We start from the raw sequence: 25784 nt of genomic DNA on the forward strand, positions 1-25784 counted from the left end.
TGAAGCTATGGGTTCAGGCCGGCGCCGCAGGCGTCGGGGCGGAGGGAGCGCAGCGATCGGAGGGTAGGCGGATCGGCGTTCGCGATGAGCCAGCGCCTCGCGCGCGACTCTCTCTAAAACCTATAAAACCTATATATACCTATTGGGTACCGTTTTCGGTACTGGCAAAAAGCCGTTTTCGGTACTGGCGAAAGCAGAAACTGGGACGGGCAAAAAGTACTTTTCGGGCTAGGCCCAAAATTGGGACTGGTCCCGATACTGGGCCAGGCTGTGGACAATTTCTAATGGGACGGCACGAGCCCAGCGGCCTGGAACACGCGCGCCTTGAAATGGGGAGGTGGCTCGTTCGGGGCCTGTTCCACGCCCAGCTTCTTGCCCGTGGCCACGATGCCGGTCCAACTGTTCTGCCACGCCGCGCCGGCGGCTTCGCCGGGCTCGCGCTCTCGGAAAACCCAAAGCCGCCACGACTCGAACCAATCGGGCGACGTGCCCAGCTCGCCGGGCCTGGATCTCATGTAGGCGCTGAATGTGGCGGCCATGGCGTCGATCTTCTCGTGCGTCCAGAGCGGCCGCTGTTCCTGCGTCCAGCTTCGCCATCGCTCCGGCAGTGTCCAGGTCACCGGGAGCCTGGTGGCACCGGCGCCGGCACCGCGCGCTTCGGGCTGGCGCCTTCGGCCTTTTTTCCGGGAGCCCTTCGCCGCCTTGCCGGTGGCTGCATACGTCGCGGGAGCGGAATTCCGAGAACTGTCGTGGGTGGGGCTGGAGTCGCCTGCTGAGGTCATGACGCCCTCTCTGGGCAACCCCTCGGACATGCCGTCAATACCGGCTCCATCCCGATCGCCCGGCTGCCGTTGGTCCAACGGTGGCGGGTTGTCGACTGGCGGCGCGGCCGCGGGGGCATCGTCTCCCTCGTCCTGCAGGCCCAAGTCTTGCTGCGCCGCCTGAGCCTCGCCGCCGGCGACAGCACCGGTGGCCGCTAGATCGATCAGCGGGACCGCATTCGGGCACAAGCGATAGATGATGCTGCTGCGATTGTCGCCCGCACGCCGCCCGGTGTCCTGTATCGCGCCCAGTTCGCGAAGCCGACCAAGCGCCTCGATGACCGTCTTGCGATTCAGATGCGTGACCTTGGCCAGGTAGTCGATTGATGCGAAAACGGTCCAATGCTCGGCATCGTACCGGACGAGCTGCGCCAAGTTGAGCAACACGAGCTTGGATGAGGATTTCTGGACGTCGGCCATTCTGGCCCATTTGGATGCTTCGACGCTCATGTTCGTCCCTTGCGTTGCTTCGAGGTTTTGCCGGGTAATGGATGGTGCGGGTACAGCTTGCCGATCACGAGTCAGCCTCCAGAGATTCAGCAATGGAACGACGTGCACGCAGGGGCAGGCCGTGTGCTTCGTAGAACTCGCGGCGGGCCATCAGCCACGCTTTGTAGGGCCAGGCACGGCGCTCGCCCCAGGGGTACGCGTCCTTGATGGCCTGGTGGGTTTGTTCGGCGCTGAGGCCTTCGGCGCGGCAGCGGTCGAAGACGCTTTGCATGATCTTGTAGGCCATGCGGGTGCGTGCTTCCTGCGCGCCGCGTTTGCGGTTCGCTCGGGTCATGGAAGTCTCCGGGTGAAATTGGCGTCGGGGCGGTGTGAATGGTCCGCCGACGGCAGCGCAAGCCCGGACTTGGCCGGGCGCGCTGGGATTACGAAACAGAGAGGACAGAGTGCGCGCTGGCCGCCTTCGCTGGCGCGCTCGCTCGGATGGCGCCTCGAGCTCGGCCGGGACTTCAGGCTTGCTGGGCGGGGTGGCCTTGAAAGACGTCTCGAGCCCAATGCGCGAGGAGCATAAAGTCGGCGTCCACCTTTTGGCGTTGGAATCGGGAGTCCGGGCAGTGAAGATGGAAGACGAGCTCGCCGTTGGCATCGAACATTGCGTCGATGGCCCAATAGTGCTGCAGCTCGCACGCCTGCCCATAATCAAGCAGGATCCTACCCGCGAGGCGCGCGGACCGAGCGACATCCGTACGGAACATAACGAAGGGCGTCCGACGCGTCGGCAGGCGCCACAGCCGATGTCCTTCGCAGCTGCTTACTGATGAGACGACGCCGTCGACGTTGAACGCCGCAACCAGTGCACGGACGCGCGGATCGATGACATCGAGCGCTAGCGCTTCGGTGTGTGGCCGCAACGATCCTTTGAAGAGGCGTGCTTGCATCCTCCGGCGAAAGGCGCTGCGCATATGCTCAAGTACGGCTTGCATGGTTTGTATAGGCCGGAAGCCGATGAACTTGCACGTCACCGTCGGCGGCCGTGTTGAAGTGCAGGCGTAGCAAGGCGTCGGTGGCCTGCTTGTAGCGAGAGCGCACACGCGGCGGCATGGAAAGGTATGCCAAGAAAATGGAAATCGCGCCGGTGATGCCGACAATATTCGTCAGCGTTGCGCTGCCCCATGCGCGTGCGTGCCACTCCGCCGATAGCTCCTGCAGCATAGGTACCGCTTCATTGGGAAAGGCCATTGCAAGAAGTGCCAGTAGCCAGAAGAGAACTAGGGGCCAGATGAGCAACATCTTCGCAGCGAGGGCGGCCGACCACTTCGAAGAGGACATAAGTTGCTCGACGGCGACACCGCTATTACGGAGAACGCTGCGCTGAATAGCGGCGTAATGCCTGTCGGCCATTGTCCCGACCGATATCCCGTTCACAGTGACCTTCCAGACGATGGGCCGCGGCTGGGTGACGCGTGCCTTCAGACGGCGGTCGTAACTCACCGCCGTGACGTACATCATGGCGGCGACTACCCCGGCAGATATCCCGAAAACAGGCATCTGCATGCCGCTCGCCATACCAATGACGAAAACAAGCAGCAGACAAAACGCAATAACGGTGAACCGGAACGGAAGTGAAAGATCGAGTTCTTTAATCATGGATTTTACTCGGCTGCGAGCGAAGCGCTCGCCAGGTGAAGAAGAGGGTTGAACCAGGAAGCGACGGTGCAAAGCACCTGTGGCTGCGTCCAGGGCGCCACGTGACCTGCAAACGGGCTACTCGCGCCAGCGAGAGCTACTTACACGCATGAGCCGAACGCAAGTTTTAAACTCACAGCCGCTCTTGCCGCTCGATTGCGTAGATCGCGTCCATCAAGCCATCCACAAGCTGGTGCATGTCGGCAGTGGTAAGTGAGGCGGACGCAGTCGGCGCGCCAGGCATGCCACAGCCATCCATGGCTAGAAGTGCGGTTTGGCCTTTGCCGCACTCGTGCTGGAGCCGTAGAACACCCGGCTGCCCCACCGGCGCTCTGAACGGGATTTCGACGTCTATGCGTTTGTTCATAGCACCCGCCCAGGGTTGAAATACACCTGCGTCAGCTTGTAGTCGGCGAAGTACAGCGAGATATCCAGCGTGGAAAACAGGTAGCGCCGAATGGTGTCGAGATCCATCTGATTGCCGGCCGTGGACTGCTTGACGAGGAGCGCGACGCGTTCAAACGAATCGGGCGCACTGTTGGCGTGCGTGGTCGTGACAGATCCAGGGTGGCCAGTATTCAGAGCGTTCAGGTAGTCCCACGCTTCCGGGCCGCGCAGCTCGGACAGGAATATCCGATCGGGCGAGCTGCGCATGGCGGCCTCGATGCACTCTGTCGCCGACATTCGGCCCGCACCTTTGCCGTAGATCATGTGCACGCGATTGGGATGGTTAGGCAGGAAGAGCTCGTGCACGTCTTCGATGGTCAAGAGGCGTTCGAGGGAGGGCACGCAGTCGATGAGGCTGCGCGCGAACGTCGTCTTTCCTGAGCCGGTCTTGCCCGCGACAATGATGTTGCGGCATTGAAGGACTGCGCGTCGCAGAAACTGCAACATATCCCTCGCTGTCAGAAGGTCGAGCAATTCCTTGTCGTTGTCGGTCAGGTTGTCGAGGTGTCCCGTCAGACCACTCACATTGACCCAGTTGGCGAAGGCCCCTTCTGCGGCCAGCTCGTCCAGCGTCTTCACGACACTGCTGTGCTTGCGAATGTTGATCGAGAGTGCGCCGTCGATCACCGCAGGCGGCTGGGCAACCTGAGCGCGCTCCCCGTCCGGCAGCAGCAGCGACATGATTGGCGTGAAGTTGACGTTGTTGTAGCTGGCCATGGCGCTCACCAACGCTTCCAGAAAGCTGAAGGTCAGCTTCGGATCGTGGCGCTCATGCCATCGCCCTTGAGAGCGCGTAAAGATAACGCCAGGCCGGGTGATGGTGATCTCGCGGACAGCGTCGTCGGCCATGTAGCCAGAGATGGGACGCATCATCTGGCGCAACGCTGTGTCGCGCCCGCCCGAGTCGACGGGCGGTGCACCGGAGGAGTCTTTCATAGGGAATCCAATTAATGCGTCTGGCCCGCCGAGACCCGAAGGTCAGGCAGGCCTAACGGAGGATGCGTTGGAAGCTTCGGTCAGCTTCGCAGCATTGGCAGTGCCGGCGACTGCGCTGCTACCGCGGGACGGACCGGAGCGTGTAAACAGAACTGAAGTCCAGGTCGCGAGCGACATAGATCCCCAACCGGCCTCCCTGGTTGCGGTATAGCGTCGGCGGAATGTTGATGGTGTTATCCAGCACCGTGGTAACCGCGTTGGTAGCCGCGTCGCCCGTCGTGTTGAATTGCACTTGCCCGTTGTCGCTGCTGCCACGTGAGGTAGCCCACGTGCCCAGATCGCTGATCAAGCTGACCAGGATGGCACCGCCGAACCGCTCAGCGAAGTGCGTGTCGATGAAGCCGTCCAGGCCTGCCTCACCCAAGGGGCCGGTGCCAGGCGAATCCAGGTGGATGACAACACCCTTGGGCGTTTCCAGCCGCGACCATACGACGCCCACGCGCGGCTGGCCCTGGGCCAGCACGCCTTGCTGATAGCCGATGAACCGGGATCCTTTGTCGATCAGGACCACGCGACCGCTGGTCGAGCGGATATCGTGAGGCGCGTAGCAGCTCAGCATGCCTGCCTGCGCAGTGACGAGCTTGGTTTCCTGGACGCAGTCGATCATCGAGCCCTGCGTGATCAACATGTCTCGGTTGCCGATCAAACCTGCTCGCGATGCCGAGAGCTTCATAGGGGTGAGTTTGCTGGCCATCGGCCCGCTGTCGACTTCGCGTGCTGGCGGAGGGGAAGAGCTGGACTGCCCGGAAGACTGGCCTTCTTGTCCCTTGGTGCCACGAAGGCCGCTGGCCAAGCGCCGCTGGGTGACTGCGTCTACCGTCACGGCCTGTGCAAGGTCAGGCACTGCGCCCTTCTGCTCCGCCTGCATTGGAGCAGGCACTATAGGCGTAGCCAGAGGCGAATCAGGCATCGGAGGTGGCGGCGGAGGAGGTTCGGGTCTGAGCTTCAGGCCGGGAAGCACGTTCTCGATTCTCGCCTGCACGGCGGGCGCGGCCTCCTCTGCAGCGGGCGAGTTAAATGCGCGCCATCCCGTTACGCCGATAGCCATCAGAGCAATCAGGATCATCAGAAACATGAACGCTTTTGCGCCCTGTTGCATCGGCTTGGCCGTGCCGGACAAATCGGGCCGGCCGCGGCCCTGTATCTGTGCCTGGTGCTCCTCGATCTCCGCCACGGCGTCAATGGTTTGACCGGGTCTTTTTCGCCTTTTGAAGAACTTCATGGCGCTGGCTCCTCACGAAGGACGCGTTCGACTTGCGGGGACACAGTCCCGGTGGCCAAGCTGCGTGCGACAGGCGGGCCATCGTTGTGAACGGCCAGAACCTGGTTGCCAATTCGCAAGTGCCACCGTTTGGCGACGCGATGGAGTACCACGGTTTGTTCGTCTTCCATATGGCGGTTCACAATGACCTCCTGGCCGTCGGCGTCGACGAAGTAAATGGCTGGCAGATCCTGGCCAGGCGCGAAACGAAGCCAGGTCTGCGCACCGTCATCCCAGGCGGCACTGGGTGCCAAGCTGATGTCGCCGCTCATCGAGTAAGCCTGCCAGTTGATGGCGACGTCCGCCGTGGCCAGGTCGCGCTGAACGCGCTCACGCTCTTCCTGGGCGGCCGACTTTGCCTGCTCAAGCTCGGGGTAGCGCAGCACCACGCGAAAGACACCACCGCTCTTTCGGGCCTTTTCATACTTCAGGAGGAACGAGTAGTTGCGCTTGGTCGTGATGTAAAGGAGGTTCGTGTCGGCCTGCTCGACGATAGGTTTGAGCAGGAGGTGCTTGCCGATCTGCTGAAAGTCATACGCGGCCGAATCACCGAAAGCATGAGTCACATAGTCCTCATCGTCGTTCAGCTGGATCTGCGTTGCGACACCCAGCGTCGTGTCGACCTGAATGACGTCTGCGGCGTCATAGTCCGTCCAGCGGATGCGTTGATCCTTGGGCGAAGCTGCAGGGCGGTCAAGCGACCAGGCCGGCGCTGCGACCGCGCATAGCGCGGCCGTCAGCACCGCCAAGGCCAAAGGCCTGAAGCGGATGTTCATCGGGCGTGCCCCATCTCGAGGTTGCTCTCGCGTTGGCGGACCTGGTGGTGCGAGTGCTGATGCTCGACGCCCAGCTCGGCCTGCTTACCATGGTCAGCGTCGCGCACCAGGCCGACGCCTCCGACGGCCTTGAACGGATAGCTGATCGCGAGGGCTTCTTCGTTGCCGGTCATCTCGAAGGAACGATTCAGCGTGTTGCGTGCGTGGACGATGAGGTCGCCTGTCTCGTTGTCACGCTGAATCAGGCAGTTGGGAGTCGTCCCAACGATCGGACCTTTGTACTCGCGACCGTCTTCCGGTTGGCGGATTTGTCGGTCCTGTTCCCCGTACAGTTCCACCGGACGGCGCGCTTCGCGGATCCGCTCTTCGAAGTGCTTGCCGATGCGGTCAGCGGCCATCACAGCGGTAGGCAGGCGCAGGTTCGCATCCTTTTGGAGATGGTCCTTGCACAAGCGGGCGGCGCCGTAAAGGTCGCTCTTTGCATAGCGCTCAATGTCGCGCAGCAGGGCAGTGCGCTGTGCGTTGTCCATGCGGCCCACATCTTCGAGGCGGCGGGCGAGTTCGTTGATTTGTGCTTTTTGCATGACGATTACCTCAGCGTTTCGACAGCGGTCGAGTAGGAAATGACTTGAAAGCCCAACGGGTTGTCACGGATCACGCTTTCCGACATGGGCGTATTGACGAACCGATAAGCGAGGGTGGCGATGAACTGCTCAGAATTCGGCGCCCGATTGGGGCCGATCTCGCTTCGGGTAAAGCGAACCGTGGCGGTCTGGTTGGGGCCGGGGGTGATCGAGCGGACGCTGATCGCCAGGCGCGTGTGCTCGCCATACTTTTTGTCCAGGGCTTCCCGGCCCGTTCTCGAGTCATCCTCGAACTTCGAGTGGTACTGCTTCTGCACGTCAGGGGAGCTGAACAACCCGCAGCGGTCGTACATGTTCTGCAGGGTTCGCCAGTCGTAGCCTTCGCAGGAAAGCACGTACTGAGTGACGAAGTAACGGGCGAGCCGGGGGCCGTAGTCTTCCCGTGCATCACCAACCTGAGATACGTTCTCGACCTCGCCGGTCGCGTCATTGACACGCACAACGTAGGGCGGTTGGGGCGTGTAGCTCAGCAGGAGGGCGGTCAGCGCACCGACAGCGAGTGCCGCCAGCACAAAGAAGGCTGTTGCCACTCGCCAAGCTTTGGCCCTGGACACGCTGAATTCCGTAAGAAGGTCTCGGTCCAGGCCACGGTTGCGATCCAGTTCTTGCTGCAGTGAGAGCTTGGGATCTTCAGAGGACATGACCTTCCTCCCTTTGCCCGACGAGGTGGAAGGGCCGCACGTTTCGTACGGACGTGAAAGGGCGAGCCGCGGCGAGCGCGGCCAATATGGCGTGCTTCATCGATTCTCCGAGGAGATGAGGGGATTTAAATCAGAGGAGGCTGGCTAATGCGCAGCTCAAAGAGAAGGGCACAGCGATTGCTGTGCCCTGTGAGAAACCGGCAGTGGCGCCGTTGATATTGCTTTGACCGCGCTAGCGATCCTGACTCATGTTCCGAACCATCGAACGGGTCATTTCATTATGTTGCTGTTGGGAGTGCCTTTTCTGCCAAGGCGCGCGTCCAACATCGCTCGAGCGTTGGGTAGTCGCTGTGCCCGCTATAAATAGCTGCGTCGGCCATTTGAAGCAGAGATACCAAATCGGCCGCAGAATCCACGTCCAGCTCGCGCGTGCCAAGCTCACCCACTGGAAGGCCGAGATCGGTTGTTCGGCTCCCGTCTGAAGGGACGGAGATAGGGGCACATCCTGGCTCACAAGCGGAGCCCTCGAAAGAGGTTTGCCCAGGGGCGTAATCGGGGCCATCAGTTCTCCCACAAATTGTCTTGAAATCGAGATGATGACTTGCAGTAGGTTTGGATCAATGTTAGCCGATCCTACCCAGGAAAGGAACCGAAATACCCCCCCCTTCTCCGCCCGTAATCTTTGCCGCCACGGTGGAGACCTGTTCAAGCATGTATTTGGAACACATCATGAAAAAGACGATGGCTGTGAGCATGGAAAAGATGTTTATCTGATCCGCTGCTGTGAGGTCTAACAGCCCTTGCTGCAGCATGCCGAACATGCCCATGATGAACATGAATACGACCATAAATAGGCCAGCATAGATTGCATAGAACAAGGCTTGACGCAGCCAGGTAGTAAAGAAATCCCGGGTCACATCGAACAGCAGAGCCAGTATGCAGAGTGGCCCCAACACGACGACTAAGCCCATCCCGACTTTTACGGTGATAAGTACTAGCATGCCGATCGCGCTCATTACGGCAGAGATGATCGTAATGATGACCGACACGACGACAAATACGAACGCTTGTGCGATCTTTCTGATGCCGCTGGGTGCGCGCTCCTGCAGCCTCGTGCCGATCTCCGCGCCATTGTTTGCGGCATCGTCCATCATCTCTGAAGGAGTCTTGACGGTGCCGGTAAAGAGCTGTGCGACCGACGTGGGTAAGTCCAGCATCACGGTGACGATCCTTTGCTGATAAAAGCCATTGGCACCGGCTATGCCCACAATGAGCACAATGTTGACGACACGTCGCAAAGCGTGGAGTACCGGGGTTTGAATTGCCCCGGAGCAGATTAGCCACCCGTACCAGATCAGTGAGATCGAAAGGCCGACCGAGACAAACGGCAAGATTTTCGCCGTGACGGATGCGACCATTGGCGTGACGACATTTGTCAGCATCGTGGTTACTGACTGATCGATCCAGTTCGCGATGCCACCGAGACTGACAAGGCTAACCCCGGTGGTGGCCATTACCGCGCTCCCGGAAGCGGCGCCCGAATTGCGCTGAGGCTAAAGGAACTATCGGCGAGCTTCTCGGCCTGCTGTTCCATCAGTGCCTGCTCCGCCTCGATCTGTCGGGTCAGCATATCCGCCCGAGTTTGGTCGGCCTGGATGTTGGCCTGCTCAACCAACAGACGAGCCTGAAGGTCGGCAATAGCCTTCGGATCCTGGGTTTGGTTGATCTGCGCCTGGAGCTGGTCCACCTGTTTGACGCGAGCGGTCATGGCTTTCTGGGTCTGCTCCATCATCGCCTGACTGCGGATAGCGAGTTTATCGGCGCGCGCATCGAGGTTCTTCTTGTCTTGCTCGTAGTTCCCGGTCAGACGTTCCTCGCGCTCAATGCGCTCCACGACGTCTGAGATACCGCCCAGCCCGCCGCTGGACGCCCGCAGGATCTCTCGTGCGTCCGCCGGCAGGGCATTGCGGATCGCCGGGTTGTTCAGGATGTCGCCGAGGTTGCGCGTGCCCGTGAGCGATTCGAGTTGGCGTTTCTGACTTTCGAGCTGACTCTTGAGAACCTGGATCTGCTCGGCGTACTTGGCCAACGTCTCCACATGCTTGATTGCGCGGTCGGCGAGGCTGGCGCCGTCAATCACGGGGATTCCGCTCGCGTGGACAGGGGCCAGCGCGTTGCAGAAAAGGACGGCGGCCAGGCATGCGGTGACCCGTGCGCGCCAGGGGCTGCGCAGGCGGGTATTGCCGTTGTGCTTCTGGGTCATTTTTAGCTCCTTGTCGCCTCTTGGGCGCGTTTGAGGTAGTGGGGCAGCCAGATCGCGGGATCGTCGCCATGGGTGGCGACGGCCGCTTCGGCGATTTCGGCCAGGTCTTCAGAACCGGAGAACACCAGCAGTGCTTCAGGGCAAGAAGAAAGGTCCAGCTCGGCGGTGACGGCAGACTCGTTTTGCTTGACGACGAACTGCCGGCTGAATGGCGGCAGTTCCTTGACCATCTTGAAGACGGCCGGGGACAACTTGAAACCCTCGACATATTCCTCGGCGGTTGCTTTGGGGTTCTCGAGGAACATGGCAGTTGCCGACTGCTGAATGAGCGAGCGCCCCACCGGGTTCTCCAAGATCGCCGCCGGTTCCTGGGTTGCGAACACCAGGACGCCGTTCTTCTTGCGAACGGTGCGGCTGGCGTCCTGCATCGATGCTTGGAAGTACGGCACTTTCAGCGGGTGCTGCACCTCGTCAAAGAACAGGGCGATACGTCGGCCGTCCATCATCTGGTCAGTCCGATAAAGCAAATATGTGATCGCCGCGTCCCGGATCGGCCCTTGTTCGAGAAACTCCGTCAGGTCAAAGCCAAAGAGATCTGTGACTGCGAGGTCAAGCTCGTCCTTCGGGTTGTCGAACAGCCAGCCGTTCTCGCTTCCGGCACACCAGCGCTTGAGGCGGTCCTTCAAGCTGAGCTGGCCATCTGGCGCCGGCGCCGAAGGCAAGAACTGCAGCAGGGTAGAAAGGCACCGGTCCCCCAAGTCGATATGGCTGACCAGGTGGTCGATTGCCTCGGCGATCTGCTTTTGCTCGGAACTGCTGGGCGGCTCGTCGCCCCTGGCGCCCAGTTGCCGCGTCATGCTCGCCATGAATGCGACGTTGGAGGCGGTGGGCGGCAGCTGCAGGTAGTTCCAACCGGTTCTGACGCCCAGGCGCAGCGGGAAATACTTACCGCCCATCGCCATGACCGTGACTTGCATGCCGCGATCCTTGTCGAAGACGACGCCCGTGTAATTGAACTTGCGTGCCTGGGTGATCAGATGCCCTAACAGAACGGTCTTGCCAGCGCCTGACTGCCCGATGATGGACGTGTTGCCAAGGCGACGCTTGCCTGTATCGTCCACGTCCTCCAGCGAGGCGTGAAAGTTCAGGTAATAGGGCGTTCCCCCAGTCGTCTTGAGCATCGTGACGGCCGGACCCCAAGGATTGCCCGCGGGCTTTCCGAAGAGGTAGTTGTGCATGGACGCGAAGCTCAGGAAGTTGAGCGAGGTGATGGGCGCCGGGCGAGGGCGCCACTTCCAGTTGCCTGGGAGCTGCGCGGCCCATGCCGCCAGGGAAGCGCGATCACACAGCTTTCCAATGATCTCCTCATCGGCCAGCGCGCCGCTGATGTTTGCAGCCGCGCGAAGGGCGCTTTCGTTGTCCTCTCCGAACACTTGGATCGTTGCGTGATGATCCCCCATGACGAAGCGGCCGGCGGCCAACTCGTCACGCGCCTTGTGCAGATCCGCGATCTGTGACGACGAGTAGTCGCCCGAGTCTTGCAGCCATTTGATCTGGCGCGATAGGGCTTTCAGACCGTCTGCCTTGGACATTGCCCCGAATGACTGCGACAGGACGAACTCATGAGGCTGATTGAGCAGGCAGTTCAGATGGCCAGCTCTGGTGTTGTTGGGGTATTCACGCAATTCCAACATCACATAGCGGCGTGTCCAGTCGGGCCCGCGCATCTCGCCCAGCTCACCGTGCGTGGAGAAGAACTGCCGGCTGGTCGGCAGGTAGTTGTAGAGCCGGGCATTGACCAGCGGCACGGGCTGCATCTTGCCGTTGAGCAAATAGCCCAGGAACTCCGCGGGCTCCGAGAACCGCGACATCCTGCGCGGAGCCTCCTCATCGCCTATGTCTTGCGGCGACTCGCGTTCGACGATGGACAAGAGATCCGGCGAATAGCGCTTGAGCGAGCCGCGAAGCTTGCGGTTGACGTCATCGAGCTGCTCGATGGCCTGGTTCTGCCAGGCGAGCGCCGCGCGCGCGGTGCGCTTCTCAAAGTTCGAGAGCAATCGCAGCGCGGGATCAATCTGCGCCCGCATCAGCACGGTCAAGTACATCTCGTTGATCATCGGCGGCTTGCCTGCAAAGACCTTGCGGTACGCGGCGTCATGATCTCGCGAGAACTGGTCCGGATAGTCACTCTCGGGGTACTCGAAGACCTTGCGCCGGACCAGGTGCGACCAGATCCCGAATCCAGTCGGAAAGCCACGGAAGACGTTGTTCAGCTCCTCGACCCAGCGATAGTGTTCCTCTTCGCTGTAGCCCTGGAATGTACGGCCGTCGATACGCCACACTGAAAGGTACTCCCAGTCGCGGGTTGCGACGATGGTCGGGGTGACGTGGTGGGAATAGGGAACGTATTCGCTAACCGGTGGCTCATGCGCCGGCAGCGTCACGGTGGATTGTTGTTTCATCGGTCGTGAACTCCGCGCCCGCGTGCCCATGGGCGCCGCGGACTGTAGGGCGTGGGTGTGAGCGAAACTGCTCCCCAAAAGCCCTTGTTTTTGGCGAAGATCTTGGTCTTCAACCAAAGCTCCCAGATCCAGAAGGCCCGGTCATCGTTGCGGCTGACAATGGCCATGATCGGATAGAGCGCAGGGAAGAGCAGCCAGCCCCACAGGGTGAAGGACGCCGCCGTGACGGTCAGGAAGACCAGGGCCGCAAACGCCCGCGTCGGAACTCCACCCGGGACGGTGGCGACGCGGGTGGCTCCCTTGAAAAGAGGGAAGCGGTTGGGCGGCACTTCGGACCCCACCGCAACTGGGGCGGCTGCGGCGGGGGCTTTTGCCTTCTGCTTAGGCGAGGTGGCCATGTTTAGAAGAGCAGCTTGATGATGCCGCCAGCGATCGCGCCGGCAAATACCATACCCACCGCCCACTGATAGGCGGTCTCCTTGCGAATCACGTCGAAGGAGTAAAGGATGCCGATGATGCCCGCAGAGATGAGGCCGATGACCGGGATGATCAGCCAAAGCCAGTCTTTCAGAGCTTGCGTGGCACTGGTGGCCTTCTCGAGCTGAGCCATGGCCAGCTCAGGTTGCAGCATGAGGAGCGCTGCCAGGGTGGCATATGCCAGTGCGGTGAGCATGCGCCAGCTCTTGGACGGCGTTTTGATGTGGGAGGAAGAGGAAGCGACAAACATGTGAAACTCCAATGGGTGTGGCCTTCCGGCCGGTCGGCGGGGAGGCGTTTGTTGAGGCTGATGGGAAAATTCCGGTGTTTAGCGGCTAAACACGTTGAGGGGTACGTGGCTACTGCGTAGGCGGACGTGTGGGCAAGGTCGGTACTGGACGCCCGAATACCGCGTCGGTCTGCGGCGTGAAGGCATCGTTGCGCCGGGTGCCGAACGCATCTCTGCGGGGCGCTTGGAATGCGTCTGGCTTGGATGGCTTGGGTGGCGGTGAACTACCTGCCTTGCGTTCGGCGTGGGCGATGGCGCCGGCGTCCTTCACGATTGCCGGTACGGCCAGGCCCGCGCCTGCGATAACCTTGCCGACATAGCCATTGGTGAAACCTGATGTGAGGTTGCCAGTGTTGTAGCAACTGAATGCCGCATACAGCGCATTCTGTCCAGGCCCATGCAGCTTGGCTGCGCGCTGGTAGCAATTCACGAGTACGCGCTGCGCAGAAGCCAGGTTCACGCAAGGGTCAAAGATGGACTCCGGCGTGACACCCAGCCACTTCCAGTTGCGCACGTTGATCTGGCCGTAGCCGACATCGAAGTCGACCCCCTTGGCCATTAGCTCACGCACCGCTTCTACAGCTTCCTCCTTGGACTTGGGGCGGATGCTTCGATGCGGCTTGGCGTTGACGCCAATGGCAAGCGGATTGAACGCAGACTCGTGCCGCACTACCGCGCTCAGCGTACTGATATGCACGTCAGGCGCGCACTGCCGGGCGAGCGTGGGAAAGTCCATCGTCTAATTCCCCCCGCTTCCAGAGCCGTGTAACCACTCCTCGTGCTGCTTGCGCTCGGCGAGTTCCTTTTCGTACTTGGCGAGTTCGCGGTCATAGTCCTTCGCCTCAACCCAGTAGCCGCGCTCTTCGGGCGTTCCAACGTAGCGAGGCAGATCGTCATCAAATGACGTGTACTCGTGCGAGACATAGGCGTTGCAGTAGCCCGGTCGTTTGTTGCTGATGATGGGGTATCCGTCGTCGCTGGTCCCTCGCCAGGCGCCGAGGCCCGCGTTTAGGGAGCCTGCGTCGCATCGCCCTGCGCCATGGGCGAGCGCATCTGCGAGTGATGCCATTTCCTTGGTTTGGTTGGAGGACGGGCACAGCTTCAAAAAGTCATGGCGAGCATCCAGCGTGTCGGACAGCTTTTTCTTCTTGATGCCGTAGAAGTGCGAGAGGGCCGGGTCGCACTGCCCCGGCCGTACTCCGCTGGAAAGGCAAATGAGCGCTTCGCAGGCCAATTTCTTGTCGCCGGTCAGATAATCGAATTGACCGGGGCTTTGCGCCCACGCCGGAGATGACAGTGCCGGGAGAATCGAAGCAATGATAAGCGCCATCAGGCGCCGCAGGATCTGCATGGTTGGGGTCCTCAGATTAGTGGCAGATGTCGTAGCTACCGACGTCGACGATGTTGCGGCCTTCACGCGTCTCGGTAGTCACGATGCAACCGCTCACGGACGTGATGTTGACTACACGAGTGGCTGGAATGCAGTGGCTTCCATCGCCGCCCGTGTGGCCGTCGCAGCTTCCGTACAGCTCGGCGGTACGATTGCTGTTGGACAGTTTGCAGTATCCGAAAAAGCCGCTTTCACCCCTAACTTCGACCGACTCGCCGGGTTCCGCCAGCTTGCCGTACCAGATGGGATCGTTAGAGTTGCCGCTACCGGCGGTGGTGCCCGACGCGAACAAGCAGTTCAAAGTGGCCGAGGGTCGATGAATCGTGACCCCGTAGCGGGTGCCGTAGTACACCAACATGGCGCGCTGAAGGTTCGGCGTAACGATGGTTGAGTGATTGTCCGACCATCCACTTTGGCCGCCGTTGACCCCCGCTATTAGGGCGTCGACTACCCCAGGAAGGCGCGCCGCCACACATGCGTCTTGCCAGGGCCCCCAGCCCTCGTAGGCGACGTCGGCGTGATTGGCCTGCAAGATGTAAGCCGTTCGGTACCGAGTTCGGCTGCCGGTATAGCCCGCGGGGCAAGTGGCAGATTCGGACTGGGACTGAGCCAGGCGGCAACCACCGTAAGTTGTGTGCCAGGCATAGCCTGAGAAGCAGCCGCCAGGAGGAAGCGGCGCGCCTTGGGTGACCTGGACGTTCATGAGCGTAAGGTCCGTCTTGAGCTGGACGTCGGCCTGCTTGCCATTCGGGTCCGCCGCAGCCGCGGCGTGGGTGGACACCAGCAACGCAGTCAGGGCGAGCGCACGCCGGCCCCAGCACTTGAGAGTGTGGAAATTCATGCTTGCCTCAAAGGTGATGAGTGCGTCCATAGTGGACGCACGTGGGGGACTGCCTAGTTCCTGCAGCCCTGGATGACGGCGGCGCGTGCGTTTGCGCCTGCCGGAGAGATAACTACGCGGTCGCCACTCATTGCCACGGCCTGGCCCACCCGAACATAGCTGGAGCCAGAGTTTTGGAAGCTTCCCGCGAACGTGCCGTTCACGGTTACGGAGCCTGCGGCATTGACCGAACCTGATCCTTGAATGGTCCCTCCGACCGAACCGCCAACGTTAACGTCAGTCCCCGTGACAGTGACGTCTAGGGATTGGATCGACGCATACCTCCACGGCGTCTGACCTGCTGGGCAGGTGAGCGCCGGAACTGCTGCATCGGTCGGCAGGTTGCTGTACACCCCAGTAACCACGTGACCGAAGGGCGTAAACCACACCCCGCCCGTGCAAACCGCGAGCATCTTATTGGCCGTTGAAGCGTAAAGACCTTCGATCGTGCATGCGGCGCCTGGGGCGACCGACGTTTTGAGCAGCAAGCCTTTGTTGCTCTGGATCGTCTCTCCCACTGTCAAGGTGTTATGCAGAGTGACGGGGCGGGTTTCACCATGCCGCACGAACTGGCCGAAGGGTGTGGCGTCCAGGCTTGCAGCGATGACTGCATGCCCTGGCTCTGTGCCGAAGTCAAACCAGGCACGCGGAATGTCCATCAGCGGCCCCCGTACATTTGCGGACCCGCGCGCGTCGTGGCCACCGTAGCCGTCAGCGGCCAGAACCACCTTGCTCAGGAGGGCTTGGTCGAAAACGCTACGGTTGGCGGCAGGCGGTGTGCATCCGGCATTCTGTCGGAGGCTGCGCGCTGCGTTGATGGGATGGCAGGCGTAGACGAAGGCGCTGGTACGGCAATCAGCGCCTGGGCAGGCACCCTGTCGGACCAGAATGAACCGCGCTACGTCTCCCAAGCTCGGGTATCGCGGGATGGTCGCCGGCAGCAGCCCTAGCGCCGTGAGATCGGAGAGCCCGCCCCGCGCCACTTGCGCACCTCCCACGCTGGCCCAGGCTAGAGCTGGAGGCGTGGGATACGAGCCTGCGGGCAGTCCGGTGAGGTCTTCGCCGCGCAGCCAGGCCTCGTGCTTTAACTGCAGATCGACCACCGCGCCCCGGATTTGCATCAGGTAACGGCCGGTCGCTTCAGCGGCGCCTTCGTCTGCTTTGCGTCTGACTTCCTTCGCCGCGAATACAGCCAGCAACATGACGAGCAGTAGGGCGACCGTGACCTCGACGAGAGTAAAGCCTGCCTGTGTGCGCGCGCGGGAGGGCAGCGGTGATTGAAATAATTGCATTGGTTCGCCTCCGTTGAGAGCCCGTCGGGGCGTGCCGGTGGCACGTCCCACACGCAGTCCCAGGGAATCAGCGCGTGGCGAAGACGAAGGTGTTGTTGTCGCCATTGACGCAGAGGTTTTGGGCGGTGACGGCGTTGAACGTCCCCGACTCGCTGTTGGCACCCAAGGTTTTTGCGACCGTGCCGTTCACGCTGATCATCTCGGAAATGCCGTTCAAGGTGGAGGCGAGGACAGGGCAGGCGCGATGGTTGACGTTCGTCAGCGTCAGGGAGAACGCGCTTCCTACCGCGCCGCCACCCAGCGCGGCCGGGGCGATAGTGATCGTCCCGTTCGAGCCCACGCCGGTACCGCCGAGGCGGTGTGCAACCGTGTTCCCGGTCACCTTGAAAACGGTTGAGTCCCTCAGCGACGGCGCCAGGTTCTGCGCGTTGTCGATCGCCGAGTAAGGCGTGGCCGAGTCACCTTCGCTCATGATTCGTGCAGTGGACATGAACCGCTGCAGTTCACCAGCCGCCGCAGGGACACGACCTTGAACAAAGAAGCCCTTTACCGAGGGGAATCCCACGATAGCGAGGATGATGACGATAGTGATGACCACGCCCACCTCGGCCAGCGTCCAACCGCCCTGACGGCGAAGGTCCGCAGATTTGGCGCGTTGGATTGCACGCTGGGTTGCGATGTTGTGCTGTTGCATCTGAATTCCGATTGTTCGAATGAGTTTTCACCACGAGCTTTCGTGGCGGCGAGTTGCTACATTGCGTCGATCATCAAGGCGTTGCGCATGTCCATGATCACGCTTTGATGCCAAAAGAAGAGGCCTGCCATGAAGAGGACGGCGCAAATGAGCGCCGCCCATCGCAGCACCTTTGCGCGGTCTTCAACGCGCTTGAGAATGGTGGTCTCCATGCGTGCGCGGGTCATCTGCAAGCCCGCGTCCAGGCCAAGCGTGTTCGTGAGGTCTTCGAGATACCAGTAGATCTCTCGATCCAGCAGGCCAACGTCAAAAATCTCCGCGCCCTTTTTTGCGTCGTCGAGTCGGTTCTGAATGGCCTGAAGCCGACGGCTAAGCCAGCGGGATGCCCCGGGTAACTGCAGCTCTATCGCTTGACGGATCTGCATGACCTTGCCGGCGCGAGGCTTGACGGCGGTTGCCGCCGTGCTCACGACCGCAATCGCTTGAACGTCCCGGTAAAGCCGATACGGTCCCCACTTGTCGAGCCACCGGCGTAGCGCGTTGTCCATATAGGGAAACGAGAGATAGACACCAACGCCGAGGGCACTCGATACCAACCACAGCCGAATACCTTTGTCCCGAATCCACTGCGCCATGTCGAAGAACGCCTGGGTCGACGGACTAAGCAGCTCAAACCGTATGTCGGGCATGGCGTCCTGCAGCATGGGCGCGGTGAGGTAGGGGACCGCGATCATCACCATGGCCCAGACCAGCAGCAGCATTAGGGCAGCCACCGCCAACGTTCCGACGAGGATTGACCTAAGCTTGGCCGTCACGCGCACGACGGCGGCCATGTCGCGCAGCCCTCCTGCGAAGACTGCTTGCCCTTGGGTTTGCAGCGAAACGAATTCCGCTACCTCTCGCGGTGGGAGCGTCCGGTGAAGCGTCCTGCCAAGCTCGCCCGTCTCCACAATTCGGTGCGCCCAGTAAGCCGACAGGACGCCACGGGCGCTTTTGCCATAGCGCTGGGCGTCTGCCTCAAGAATGCTGAGGAACGTCCGGCGCCCCTGAGTGTCCTCCGTCATGTCCGCCAAGTATTCGTACCAGTCCGCACGGGCACGCGCGAACTTGCTGGCGGCCTGGCCCACCCGCGTGAAGTAGAAGGGAATCTTCATCCCTTTTTCCTTTGGCGCAGAAGTGTTGCGTACGCCGTGAAGTGAGGCTCAATGTCCCGGGGGTCGATCATTCCCTGGCTCATCTTGTAGACGGCGCATTCCATGGTCGACTTTCCTTCCATATCAGGGTCGTCGTAACGGGCGGTGCGCTGGCTGGCGAAGATCGCTCTCAGGCGGATCTCGTCCCCGTTTGCGATGGCTCGAAGTGCATCGGGATCACTAGAGGGCTCGAAAAGTTCTGCTACTGCAGTACGACTTGCGTACCCGAAGAGTTCAGGGATCCCCTTCTTGCGGCAGTGTTCGCACCCGTCCGGGTTACGGATCTTGAGCGGATCGCTGCCGAAGTCGTATAGGGCTTCGATGTCCGCCAAGTACCGTTGCCATGTATCGCGATCTCGATTGATTCCCATCCGATCCTGGGCGCCGTCAAGGAGTGCCACGGCGGGAAGGGCGCAGCTGCACAACTTTGGCATCAGGGCCTGGTGAACCAGCAGCTTCAACACGCCAGGGGTTCCCAGCGTGCTGCGCGGTATTCCGATTTCGCTGGAGGCAAACCGCTGCGGAATGGCAAGCGCACCTCCCACGTGCGTCGTGCAATAAAGGTTGCTGCCCGAGAGCACGATGTCCTGAAATGCCGCGCCCGTGAGCACATCGCGAATCTCACCGAGAAAGACGTCACTGGCGGCTGCCCGCTTGAGCGCCATGAGCTTCGATTTCATCGTGTCGCGGTCGGAGCCATCCAATGAGCGCGAAACGCTGGCTTGGAGCACTGCCTCCATGATGAGTTCCACCGGATCCTCGATCGACATCCGCTTGCGGGTCTTCGGCAAGCGCACGATGAGTTGGGCGATGCTCACCGTTTTCCCGGAGCCGGGGATACCGCCCATGACGATGGCGCCGCCCATGCTGCGCATCGCCCGCTCGAACTGGGCGATCTGCGAGGGGAGGTATCCAAGGGCTGACATGTCCACCGTTTGCACCTTGGAGTCCACGTCCAGCAGGCGCAGTGTGATGGACGGCCCCTTGTCCGCAATGAATGAACCCCAGCGAAGCATGTAGCTGCGCTCGTCCACCACCTCGTACAGCCGGCCCTGTTGCTCGTTGGCCATGTCAAGGAATAGGCCGTTCCCGCCGCTGACATCCAGCCATGCAACGCTGGCCATGTCGAGGAGCTGCTGCGTGGGCATCGCCAGATGTTCAGGCGTGGTGTACTGGCCGTCGATGGTGGCGCTGATGCGCGATTTCGCGGCCGTAGTGTCGATGTTCAGATGCAGATCGCTCGCATCGTTGCGAACCGCCCAGGACACAATGTCGTAGAACCCCTGGCGAACCGCCGACTTCTCCTTTTGGCCACGGATCCGGGAGCTTCGCTGCATCACGTCTTCGGCCTGCATCCGCTCTCTGACAAGGGTCAGCAGAATGACCGGGTTGATCGTATATATGTGGACCGGGCCTTTGGCGGCGTCGATGGCGCGCTGTTTGACGGCGCGAAAGATGTCCGTGTCGACTTCGCGCGGTTTGACGAACACGACATAGCGCGGTCCCTCGAGCTCGGCGACGCATGCGGTGACCGCCGATGTCGAGCCGCACCAATCGACCTTGAGCGTCCTGAACGCCGGCTGCATTTGCGTAATGTCTTCGAACGAATCGAGGTGCGGGTAGTCGTCACCGGTGGGCACTGCAGGCATCGATGCATGCATATCCAGCACCGGCATTTCCTCTTGTTCGCGCAGGCTGACATGCAACGTTCGCTTGAGCCGCCGCACCCACTGAAGGAAGCTTGAAATCATGGTGTTCCCCGATTAAGGCAATAGGTGACTGCGTCCTGAGACTGGTCAACGAAGCTGGCGCAGGGTTGCGAAACGGCCTGCAGGCGCAGTCCGAGGTCGACGCCGGCAACCGGCTCGGCGTGGCCGCTGCGAAAATGCGCCCGACGGCCCGCCTGGTCGACCATCACCGTCAGCTGCTTGCCGACACCTGTGATGGCGAGAAGCCGAGGCGGGGCAACAACTGGCGTTGCGTTTGGATCGGGTTTGGCGGCCTGCGCGGCAGGCGGGCCAGAAGCGGCAAGGTGCGCGCTTTCGCCTATTCCGGGCTGCGCCTTGCGCTTTTCCTCATCGAGTGCGCGTTGGGCATCGAGCTCCAACAGTTCTTGCACCATCCGAGGAACTGGCTGGCTTAGATTGACGGCATCGACGCCAAAGACGGGAATCTGCGCCGCCACCGATAGCGGCACGGCAATTGCAGCTGCTGCGCAGACGACTATTGCGACGAATCGTTGTCGCTGTCTGCGTTCAGGGCGATTCAACATAGATGGTTCCTTTGAGCGTTGTGTCGAAGGCGCTCGTCGTGAGCCCTGGTGTGGTATCTGGCGAAAAGCGCACGTGCAACTGCGTGACTTCGGTGGCGCGCGGAAGCGCCAAGCCGTACAGGGAGCGCAGCGGCGCGTTGATGACGAGCGCGCGCGTTGCCGGAAGCTTGATCTCCTTGGGCCGGATCACGGGTTGTTCCAACCCGTTGGCAAGCTTGATGTTCGGTACCGAGATCGGCACTTGTCCTGGCGCAGACAGAGAAATGTCCTGCAGCGCTGGGCGCAGTGCCTGCCAGGATGGCTCCCAAACCTGCCGCATCGCGTTTGCGTCGGGGAGTTCCGCCAGCAGCAACGGCTGAGCCGCCAGCCCCGCAGGGACGGTCCAGGAGGCGTTCGCGCTCTCCAGATCGACATGCTCAATCTTCCAGGTGGGAGGTAAGGCCGCGTGCAGGGTGCGATTATCCGCAAGTCGCGTGCGCTCGTACTTCGCTACGCAGCTGCGAACCTTGGGTTGGCAGTCAACCTCGACGAGCTTCCACCGACCGGGCGCGGTCGGCACGGACTCCACTTGTTGCAGCAGCGGAGTGAGCCCCGGCTCGCCAAGTGTTCGCGCGGTCTTTGCCCACGCAGCGATTGCCTTTTTCCACAGCGTTGCTGGGTCAACTTCGGGCTGCGCGGCCAGCATCTCCTGTGCAATTCGTGCTTGCCGCTCCTCCCAGTAGCTCATGCCGATGTCCCAGGCCTCGTACACCAGAAATAGCCCCAGGATGGTCCACCAGAAGGGCGAGACCATCGCGAGACTGAAGCCCGCTCGGCGCAGGGTCGACTGCTGGTTGGTGTGCGCGGCAAGCTGTTGCAAGGAGAAAGGCCGCGACTGCGTGCGGTGGTCCCCGTGCACCTGCGCCTCGCCGTAGCGGGCCAGCGCCTCATCGAGCGCACGCTGTGCCGCCTGCAGATCTGCGAAGACCGCGTCTCCGCCTGCCTGGACCACACCAGCAACGACGACGGCAATCCATACGGATTTGTCGGGCAGGTTGAGCGCCACGATGTGGGTGCCGTGACGGTGCATCTGTGCAAACGCGGAGGCCGCCGAGAATAGGCTGGCGCGCGTCTTTGCGCGACGCTCCTTCCCTTTGGCGATGAGGAGTCCGACGGAAGGGCTGCGGGCATCGCTGTGGACAAAGTGCGTGGCCTTCACCTTGCGTGCCAGCCGCAGCGCTTCTTTCTGCGGATCCTCTCCGAGGACCGTCTGCCATCGGACGCCGAAGACAAGCTGATTCGATGTGCCGGGGATGGCGACGAGCCGATAGCTCAGCCGCCGCGGGGCTTTCTCTCGTCGTGCCACGTCAGAATCCTTCTTCGGGAATGGCCGTGACCAGCACGACCGTGAGCATCTGCTTCTCTTGCGAAGCGTCGGAGCCGCCGGCGAGCATCGGAGCCTTGTCATCCAGGCGCCGCCTGGTAGAGGTGTCGGCCGATTGTTGGTAGCCGCCGATCACGACCTGCTCGCCGGGGCGCACCATCACCTGCTGCACTCGTCCCTGGCCACCGATGTCAGTCTGCTGGACAAATGACTGATCACCACGCGCACCGACCGGCTCCTTTTTCATCTCGATGAGCCGGGTGTCGTCGTAGGCAATGGTCAAGAGCACTTGGCCGTCGTCCTGCGCGTCCGGCACAACCGTAAGGAAAGTGCCGACCGTCTTGTTGTCTTGCGTGACCGTGACGGTGGGGGCTGAGGTGTCCGACGTGCTTTGCGTTTGCTGCAGGTCCTTGATGTAGTCGAAGGAGCGGCGGGTGTCGTACTTGCCTGGGCGGCGGTTTTGCATCAGGAGCGGGATGCTCTTGTGGTCGATGATCGAACCCAATTGCGATAGCGCTGACAGTGCAAGGTTGGTTCCTGCGAACGGGCCGCTGCCCACTGTGGCTCCTACGCTGCCAGCGGCCTTGGCCGCGTCCAGCATTGGAGCGACACCAATTGCTGACGCGGTGTTCTGGCGCCCGAGGCTGTTGAACAGGATGCTCCAGTCCACACTCCCCTGGTTGATCCGATCGCTCTGCACCGTGATTTCTTCGAAGACCAGGCGCACGCGACGAGTCATCTGCCGATTCTCGGCGTCCAGGAATTCGCTGATTCGGTCCTGAGCTTCCTTGGTGTCCGTCACCACGATCGTGTTCGACGCGCCGTCCGCCGCTTTGATCACGCCGGCGCGGCTGAGGAACTGGGTGACCTTGCTGACAACTGCGGCCAGCTCGCGGGCTTCGTCTTTCGCACCCGCGGTGGTTCTGTCTGCAAGCATCGAATTGGTCGACTTGATATCGCGCTGCAGGTTTTCCTCGGCCGCCTGAGTGGGCGTGCGGACCACATAGCTCTTGGTCTCTGTCCGGTAAAAGCGCAGCGCACCGATCTTGTCGTCGTAGCGCCAGTACACGCCCAGGCGCAGGGCGATGGCGTCCAGCACGGAGGCGAGCGGGGCCTGGCCAGCTGGCAGGGGGGCCATCTTTGTGCGCGCTACGCCCGTCGGCAGCGCGGGACCCGCAACACGATCCACTGCCGCGCCGGGGATTAGAGCCGGGACGAGCGTGTCAGCCGTGCTGGCGCTCAGGCTAAGCGGGTTCACCGCGCCGAGATCGCCCGCCAGGCGAGGCAAGAAGTATTCGGCGGGGAGCAGGGCGTCGGCAGTGACCTGCGTCAGGATGCCGGTGGCGATCTGGATCCGGTCGGCCAGCGTCTTGAGATCGGCGGAGTTGTTCTCAAAGAGCAGCGTCGTATTGACGTTCGCCCGGAGCGCCGGGGGCAGGGTGACTTCGCGAGCCAAGGGCTGCGGTCGGCCGGCGATCCAGGGGAGCTGCACGACTTGACCCTTTGCCCGGTCGATGTCTCCGGCTTTGAGCTTGAAATGGTCCAGCGCGATCGTGCCGTCGGCTTGACGGAGGGCGGCGCGGGATTCGACTCGATCGGTGGCCTGCAGGGCCGAGCAGCCAGCAAGCGTTGCCAGCATGACCGCCGTCGGTACGGTGCGGTAAGCAATCATTGGATTTCCTGTTCAACGCCACGGCTAGGATTGCGTGGCGGGGGATCGGTTGCAGCTGCGGGTGAAGGGCAACATGCGGAGCACGCGGTTGGCATAGAAGCAGGGGCGGATCGGCGATTCACCCATGGCGACCGCCTGCGATAGCGCCTGAGTGGCTTCTCGGAACGAGTCCGCCTCGAACTCGGCGGGAGCCTGTATCGGAATGTCGACGTTCAGTTCCCACTGATCAGGTCCGAAGGTCCAGTGGGCATCAGCTGCCCAGCGCACAAGCGCTTGGCGGACGGTCCCGTCTTGCGGGCTGACCCGCCAAATCTGTTTAGGCGGCTCCACGACTTGCGGTTCGGCAACGGGCTCGGTAGGAGTAACTTCGACCGTTACGACGGCGCCAGCGGTCGGAGTGACTTGTTGCGGACTTTCGTTCACGTCGTTGGTAGGCACGGAGGCTTCATTTGTTGCTACCGGCGGCGGCGCCGACGCAGAGGCGCTGGCACCAGGCGTTGCCTCAGTCGCGGCTGGCTTAGGCGCGCTGGCAGCTGGTGCAGTGCTTTCGAGCTTGGGCGGCGCTTCCGGCACGGGGATGGGGGGAATGTCTGCCGAAGCCAGGGCGGTCGGCGATTTACCCGGTAGAACGGTGCGCGGATCAGCATGGTTGATGAGGATGCGTCCGGAGTCCGGAGGTGTCGGAGGGGCGGGCGGGACAAATCCGCAGGCCGAAAGAAGGCAGGCCGCCGAGACGACGGCCGCCAAGAGGGGTGCTTGCATTGGGGATCCTAAAGAGTTACTTGAAGGTCTGGGGCGTCACGCCCTGCCGTTCAAGTTCATGGTGAACGGCGCGCAGCTCGGCCGGGGAGCTCTGTCGCCTGGTGAGCAGCAACAGTTCGAGGAGGATGGGGAGCAGCGAACCGTCGGACTGTCCGCTCGGGGCGTTATCCAGCAGCGTGAGGCGCAGCTGCGAAACATGTTCGGCGACCTGGTCGTCGACTTCGAGCCGATCCCGCAGGTACGCGGAAAGCGTCATGCCGCGATCCGCAGCTGCTTGCGCGTACCGCCGGCGGGCGTCATCGGATAGCCGGAATGTGATCGGGCGCTCAAGCAGGGAGCGCATGAAGCCTCGCCTCCTCCACCACGATGTGGCCCATGGCCTCAGCAAATGCCTGCTTGAAGGCGTCCCGCCGGATTCTGCGTTCGAGGGGCGAATCGGCTTTGCCTTTGCAATGCTCGATAAATTGCTGGTCGCGGTACTGAGCCGGAGTCATCTCCGGAGCCGTTTCGAACCAAGTGCGAGCTGCTTGGCGTGCGTCGCGCGCCGTGGATGGAAATTCAAATGCGGCGCCGGATGGGTAGGCCGCGGACGACTGAACCATATAGATCCTCTGCGAATGACGTGCGCACCTCGGCCTGCCGCCGTGGGCGACATACGCGGGCTGCGGGTTTAGCTGACTATCCAGCGTGACTGGGGATGTGCCGCGAAGGAGCGGCTAGGGCTGCTGGCGCATGTGTCGGCGCGCCAGAGAGGTGAAAGTCCTGCTAGGTTCGCGCGGCAGCGGGCCTTGACCAAATCTTGACCGCAATCATTAAAAAAGACCGCAAAACCCTGCGAATCACTGATTGAATGTCCAGTGGCTAAAGGGGGGCTATCGTTGCAAGTCTTTGATTGAAAAGACATTCTGACTTGCAGGGATTTGCAGATCGGCGGACTTTTAATCCGTTGGTCGCGAGTTCGAGTCTCGCTCAGCCCACCACCCCCGCTTTTTCACGAAGGCGGTAAGAGAATCAAGCACCTGCGAGCGATCGCGGTGCTTTTTTTTCGTCTGTAGG

Annotated in this window: 27 protein-coding genes; all 27 read right to left on the reverse strand. The window is 61.7% G+C overall.

All coding sequences use genetic code 11. The features are described from left to right. Positions 1-281: 281 nt before the first annotated feature. Complete coding sequence (locus ACO6D5_RS02665; protein ID WP_152383445.1) at positions 282-1271, reverse strand: helix-turn-helix domain-containing protein; 990 nt, start codon at positions 1269-1271, stop codon at positions 282-284. 64 nt (positions 1272-1335) lie between these two features. After that, the gene (locus ACO6D5_RS02670; protein ID WP_152383446.1) at positions 1336-1605 is read right to left on the reverse strand and encodes a hypothetical protein; all 270 of its coding nucleotides are present in this window, start codon (positions 1603-1605) and stop codon (positions 1336-1338) included. 172 nt (positions 1606-1777) lie between these two features. Then, positions 1778-2251 carry a hypothetical protein gene (locus tag ACO6D5_RS02675; protein WP_152383447.1) on the reverse strand — a complete coding sequence of 158 codons (474 nt, stop codon included), beginning with the start codon at positions 2249-2251 and terminating at the stop codon, positions 1778-1780. After that, positions 2235-2915, reverse strand: a complete 681-nt coding sequence (locus ACO6D5_RS02680; RefSeq protein ID WP_152383448.1) for a hypothetical protein — start codon at positions 2913-2915, stop codon at positions 2235-2237. The genes ACO6D5_RS02675 and ACO6D5_RS02680 overlap by 17 nt, the downstream gene beginning before the upstream one ends. Positions 2916-3317: 402 nt before the next feature. After that, positions 3318-4337 (reverse strand): P-type DNA transfer ATPase VirB11, encoded by a 1020-nt coding sequence (virB11, locus tag ACO6D5_RS02685; protein WP_152383449.1) that lies wholly within the window; start codon positions 4335-4337, stop codon positions 3318-3320. Positions 4338-4455: 118 nt separating this feature from the next. Continuing rightward, positions 4456-5619 carry a type IV secretion system protein VirB10 gene (virB10, locus tag ACO6D5_RS02690; protein ID WP_152383450.1) on the reverse strand — a complete coding sequence of 388 codons (1164 nt, stop codon included), beginning with the start codon at positions 5617-5619 and terminating at the stop codon, positions 4456-4458. Then, on the reverse strand, positions 5616-6434 hold the full coding sequence (locus ACO6D5_RS02695; protein ID WP_152383451.1) for a TrbG/VirB9 family P-type conjugative transfer protein: 819 nt from the start codon (positions 6432-6434) through the stop codon (positions 5616-5618). The genes virB10 and ACO6D5_RS02695 overlap by 4 nt, the downstream gene beginning before the upstream one ends. Next, on the reverse strand, positions 6431-7018 hold the full coding sequence (locus tag ACO6D5_RS02700; protein ID WP_152383452.1) for a hypothetical protein: 588 nt from the start codon (positions 7016-7018) through the stop codon (positions 6431-6433). Before ACO6D5_RS02700 ends, ACO6D5_RS02695 begins: the two co-directional genes overlap by 4 nt. A gap of 5 nt (positions 7019-7023) precedes the next feature. Then, positions 7024-7719: a VirB8 family type IV secretion system protein gene (locus tag ACO6D5_RS02705; RefSeq protein WP_152383453.1), complete on the reverse strand. Its 696-nt coding sequence runs from the start codon at positions 7717-7719 to the stop codon at positions 7024-7026. A 623-nt stretch (positions 7720-8342) separates the two neighbouring features. Next, complete coding sequence (locus tag ACO6D5_RS02710; protein ID WP_152383454.1) at positions 8343-9233, reverse strand: TrbL/VirB6 family protein; 891 nt, start codon at positions 9231-9233, stop codon at positions 8343-8345. Next, positions 9233-9982 carry a P-type DNA transfer protein VirB5 gene (virB5, locus tag ACO6D5_RS02715; RefSeq protein ID WP_152383455.1) on the reverse strand — a complete coding sequence of 250 codons (750 nt, stop codon included), beginning with the start codon at positions 9980-9982 and terminating at the stop codon, positions 9233-9235. Before virB5 ends, ACO6D5_RS02710 begins: the two co-directional genes overlap by 1 nt. 2 nt (positions 9983-9984) lie before the next feature. Further along, on the reverse strand, positions 9985-12444 hold the full coding sequence (locus ACO6D5_RS02720) for a VirB4 family type IV secretion/conjugal transfer ATPase (protein ID WP_286895896.1): 2460 nt from the start codon (positions 12442-12444) through the stop codon (positions 9985-9987). Further along, on the reverse strand, positions 12441-12842 hold the full coding sequence (locus ACO6D5_RS02725; protein WP_082900587.1) for a VirB3 family type IV secretion system protein: 402 nt from the start codon (positions 12840-12842) through the stop codon (positions 12441-12443). The genes ACO6D5_RS02720 and ACO6D5_RS02725 overlap by 4 nt, the downstream gene beginning before the upstream one ends. Before the next feature lie 2 nt (positions 12843-12844). Further along, on the reverse strand, positions 12845-13171 hold the full coding sequence (locus tag ACO6D5_RS02730) for a TrbC/VirB2 family protein (RefSeq protein WP_152383457.1): 327 nt from the start codon (positions 13169-13171) through the stop codon (positions 12845-12847). Positions 13172-13280: 109 nt separating this feature from the next. Next, entirely contained in the window at positions 13281-13946 is a 666-nt protein-coding gene (locus ACO6D5_RS02735) for a lytic transglycosylase domain-containing protein (RefSeq protein WP_152383458.1), read from the reverse strand. A 3-nt stretch (positions 13947-13949) separates the two neighbouring features. Then, a complete protein-coding gene (locus ACO6D5_RS02740) occupies positions 13950-14561 on the reverse strand; it encodes a TrbM/KikA/MpfK family conjugal transfer protein (protein ID WP_227741356.1) in 612 nt (203 codons plus the stop codon). 16 nt (positions 14562-14577) lie between these two features. Then, positions 14578-15471 (reverse strand): hypothetical protein, encoded by an 894-nt coding sequence (locus ACO6D5_RS02745; protein WP_152383459.1) that lies wholly within the window; start codon positions 15469-15471, stop codon positions 14578-14580. Between the two features lie 23 nt (positions 15472-15494). Then, positions 15495-16772, reverse strand: a complete 1278-nt coding sequence (locus ACO6D5_RS02750; RefSeq protein ID WP_485824532.1) for a prepilin-type N-terminal cleavage/methylation domain-containing protein — start codon at positions 16770-16772, stop codon at positions 15495-15497. 67 nt (positions 16773-16839) lie between these two features. Next, the gene (locus tag ACO6D5_RS02755) at positions 16840-17466 is read right to left on the reverse strand and encodes a type 4 pilus major pilin (RefSeq protein WP_152383461.1); all 627 of its coding nucleotides are present in this window, start codon (positions 17464-17466) and stop codon (positions 16840-16842) included. A 56-nt stretch (positions 17467-17522) separates the two neighbouring features. Then, positions 17523-18620 (reverse strand): hypothetical protein, encoded by a 1098-nt coding sequence (locus tag ACO6D5_RS02760; RefSeq protein ID WP_152383462.1) that lies wholly within the window; start codon positions 18618-18620, stop codon positions 17523-17525. Beyond that, positions 18617-20410, reverse strand: a complete 1794-nt coding sequence (locus ACO6D5_RS02765) for an ATPase, T2SS/T4P/T4SS family (RefSeq protein WP_175157419.1) — start codon at positions 20408-20410, stop codon at positions 18617-18619. The genes ACO6D5_RS02760 and ACO6D5_RS02765 overlap by 4 nt, the downstream gene beginning before the upstream one ends. Next, positions 20407-20931: a hypothetical protein gene (locus ACO6D5_RS02770; RefSeq protein ID WP_253856173.1), complete on the reverse strand. Its 525-nt coding sequence runs from the start codon at positions 20929-20931 to the stop codon at positions 20407-20409. Before ACO6D5_RS02770 ends, ACO6D5_RS02765 begins: the two co-directional genes overlap by 4 nt. Next, on the reverse strand, positions 20915-22276 hold the full coding sequence (locus ACO6D5_RS02775) for a type IV pilus inner membrane component PilO (protein WP_152383465.1): 1362 nt from the start codon (positions 22274-22276) through the stop codon (positions 20915-20917). The genes ACO6D5_RS02770 and ACO6D5_RS02775 overlap by 17 nt, the downstream gene beginning before the upstream one ends. A 1-nt stretch (position 22277) precedes the next feature. Further along, entirely contained in the window at positions 22278-23966 is a 1689-nt protein-coding gene (locus ACO6D5_RS02780) for a type II secretion system protein GspD (RefSeq protein ID WP_338617962.1), read from the reverse strand. A gap of 24 nt (positions 23967-23990) precedes the next feature. Continuing rightward, entirely contained in the window at positions 23991-24404 is a 414-nt protein-coding gene (locus tag ACO6D5_RS02785; protein ID WP_253856180.1) for a TcpQ domain-containing protein, read from the reverse strand. Between the two features lie 340 nt (positions 24405-24744). Next, positions 24745-25071: a hypothetical protein gene (locus ACO6D5_RS02790; RefSeq protein WP_152383468.1), complete on the reverse strand. Its 327-nt coding sequence runs from the start codon at positions 25069-25071 to the stop codon at positions 24745-24747. Continuing rightward, complete coding sequence (locus ACO6D5_RS02795; RefSeq protein ID WP_152383469.1) at positions 25055-25330, reverse strand: hypothetical protein; 276 nt, start codon at positions 25328-25330, stop codon at positions 25055-25057. Before ACO6D5_RS02795 ends, ACO6D5_RS02790 begins: the two co-directional genes overlap by 17 nt. Between the last annotated feature and the right edge of the window lie 454 nt (positions 25331-25784).

This window comes from Achromobacter sp. (assembly GCF_057314935.1).

Coding starts and splice junctions, on each gene's coding strand:
- ACO6D5_RS02755 (WP_152383461.1), bottom strand. CDS start 17,466: ATGCAACAGCACAACATCGCAACCCAGCGTGCAATCCAACGCGCCAAA.
- ACO6D5_RS02725 (WP_082900587.1), bottom strand. CDS start 12,842: ATGGCCACCTCGCCTAAGCAGAAGGCAAAAGCCCCCGCCGCAGCCGCC.
- ACO6D5_RS02695 (WP_152383451.1), bottom strand. CDS start 6,434: ATGAACATCCGCTTCAGGCCTTTGGCCTTGGCGGTGCTGACGGCCGCG.
- ACO6D5_RS02765 (WP_175157419.1), bottom strand. CDS start 20,410: ATGATTTCAAGCTTCCTTCAGTGGGTGCGGCGGCTCAAGCGAACGTTG.
- ACO6D5_RS02730 (WP_152383457.1), bottom strand. CDS start 13,171: ATGTTTGTCGCTTCCTCTTCCTCCCACATCAAAACGCCGTCCAAGAGC.
- ACO6D5_RS02760 (WP_152383462.1), bottom strand. CDS start 18,620: ATGAAGATTCCCTTCTACTTCACGCGGGTGGGCCAGGCCGCCAGCAAG.
- ACO6D5_RS02680 (WP_152383448.1), bottom strand. CDS start 2,915: ATGATTAAAGAACTCGATCTTTCACTTCCGTTCCGGTTCACCGTTATT.
- ACO6D5_RS02720 (WP_286895896.1), bottom strand. CDS start 12,444: ATGAAACAACAATCCACCGTGACGCTGCCGGCGCATGAGCCACCGGTT.
- ACO6D5_RS02665 (WP_152383445.1), bottom strand. CDS start 1,271: ATGAGCGTCGAAGCATCCAAATGGGCCAGAATGGCCGACGTCCAGAAA.
- virB10 (WP_152383450.1), bottom strand. CDS start 5,619: ATGAAGTTCTTCAAAAGGCGAAAAAGACCCGGTCAAACCATTGACGCC.
- ACO6D5_RS02675 (WP_152383447.1), bottom strand. CDS start 2,251: ATGCAAGCCGTACTTGAGCATATGCGCAGCGCCTTTCGCCGGAGGATG.
- ACO6D5_RS02740 (WP_227741356.1), bottom strand. CDS start 14,561: ATGCAGATCCTGCGGCGCCTGATGGCGCTTATCATTGCTTCGATTCTC.
- ACO6D5_RS02710 (WP_152383454.1), bottom strand. CDS start 9,233: ATGGCCACCACCGGGGTTAGCCTTGTCAGTCTCGGTGGCATCGCGAAC.
- ACO6D5_RS02745 (WP_152383459.1), bottom strand. CDS start 15,471: ATGGACGCACTCATCACCTTTGAGGCAAGCATGAATTTCCACACTCTC.
- ACO6D5_RS02770 (WP_253856173.1), bottom strand. CDS start 20,931: ATGTTGAATCGCCCTGAACGCAGACAGCGACAACGATTCGTCGCAATA.
- ACO6D5_RS02700 (WP_152383452.1), bottom strand. CDS start 7,018: ATGCAAAAAGCACAAATCAACGAACTCGCCCGCCGCCTCGAAGATGTG.
- ACO6D5_RS02750 (WP_485824532.1), bottom strand. CDS start 16,772: ATGCAATTATTTCAATCACCGCTGCCCTCCCGCGCGCGCACACAGGCA.
- virB5 (WP_152383455.1), bottom strand. CDS start 9,982: ATGACCCAGAAGCACAACGGCAATACCCGCCTGCGCAGCCCCTGGCGC.
- ACO6D5_RS02670 (WP_152383446.1), bottom strand. CDS start 1,605: ATGACCCGAGCGAACCGCAAACGCGGCGCGCAGGAAGCACGCACCCGC.
- ACO6D5_RS02790 (WP_152383468.1), bottom strand. CDS start 25,071: ATGCGCTCCCTGCTTGAGCGCCCGATCACATTCCGGCTATCCGATGAC.
- virB11 (WP_152383449.1), bottom strand. CDS start 4,337: ATGAAAGACTCCTCCGGTGCACCGCCCGTCGACTCGGGCGGGCGCGAC.
- ACO6D5_RS02780 (WP_338617962.1), bottom strand. CDS start 23,966: ATGATTGCTTACCGCACCGTACCGACGGCGGTCATGCTGGCAACGCTT.
- ACO6D5_RS02705 (WP_152383453.1), bottom strand. CDS start 7,719: ATGTCCTCTGAAGATCCCAAGCTCTCACTGCAGCAAGAACTGGATCGC.
- ACO6D5_RS02795 (WP_152383469.1), bottom strand. CDS start 25,330: ATGGTTCAGTCGTCCGCGGCCTACCCATCCGGCGCCGCATTTGAATTT.
- ACO6D5_RS02735 (WP_152383458.1), bottom strand. CDS start 13,946: ATGGACTTTCCCACGCTCGCCCGGCAGTGCGCGCCTGACGTGCATATC.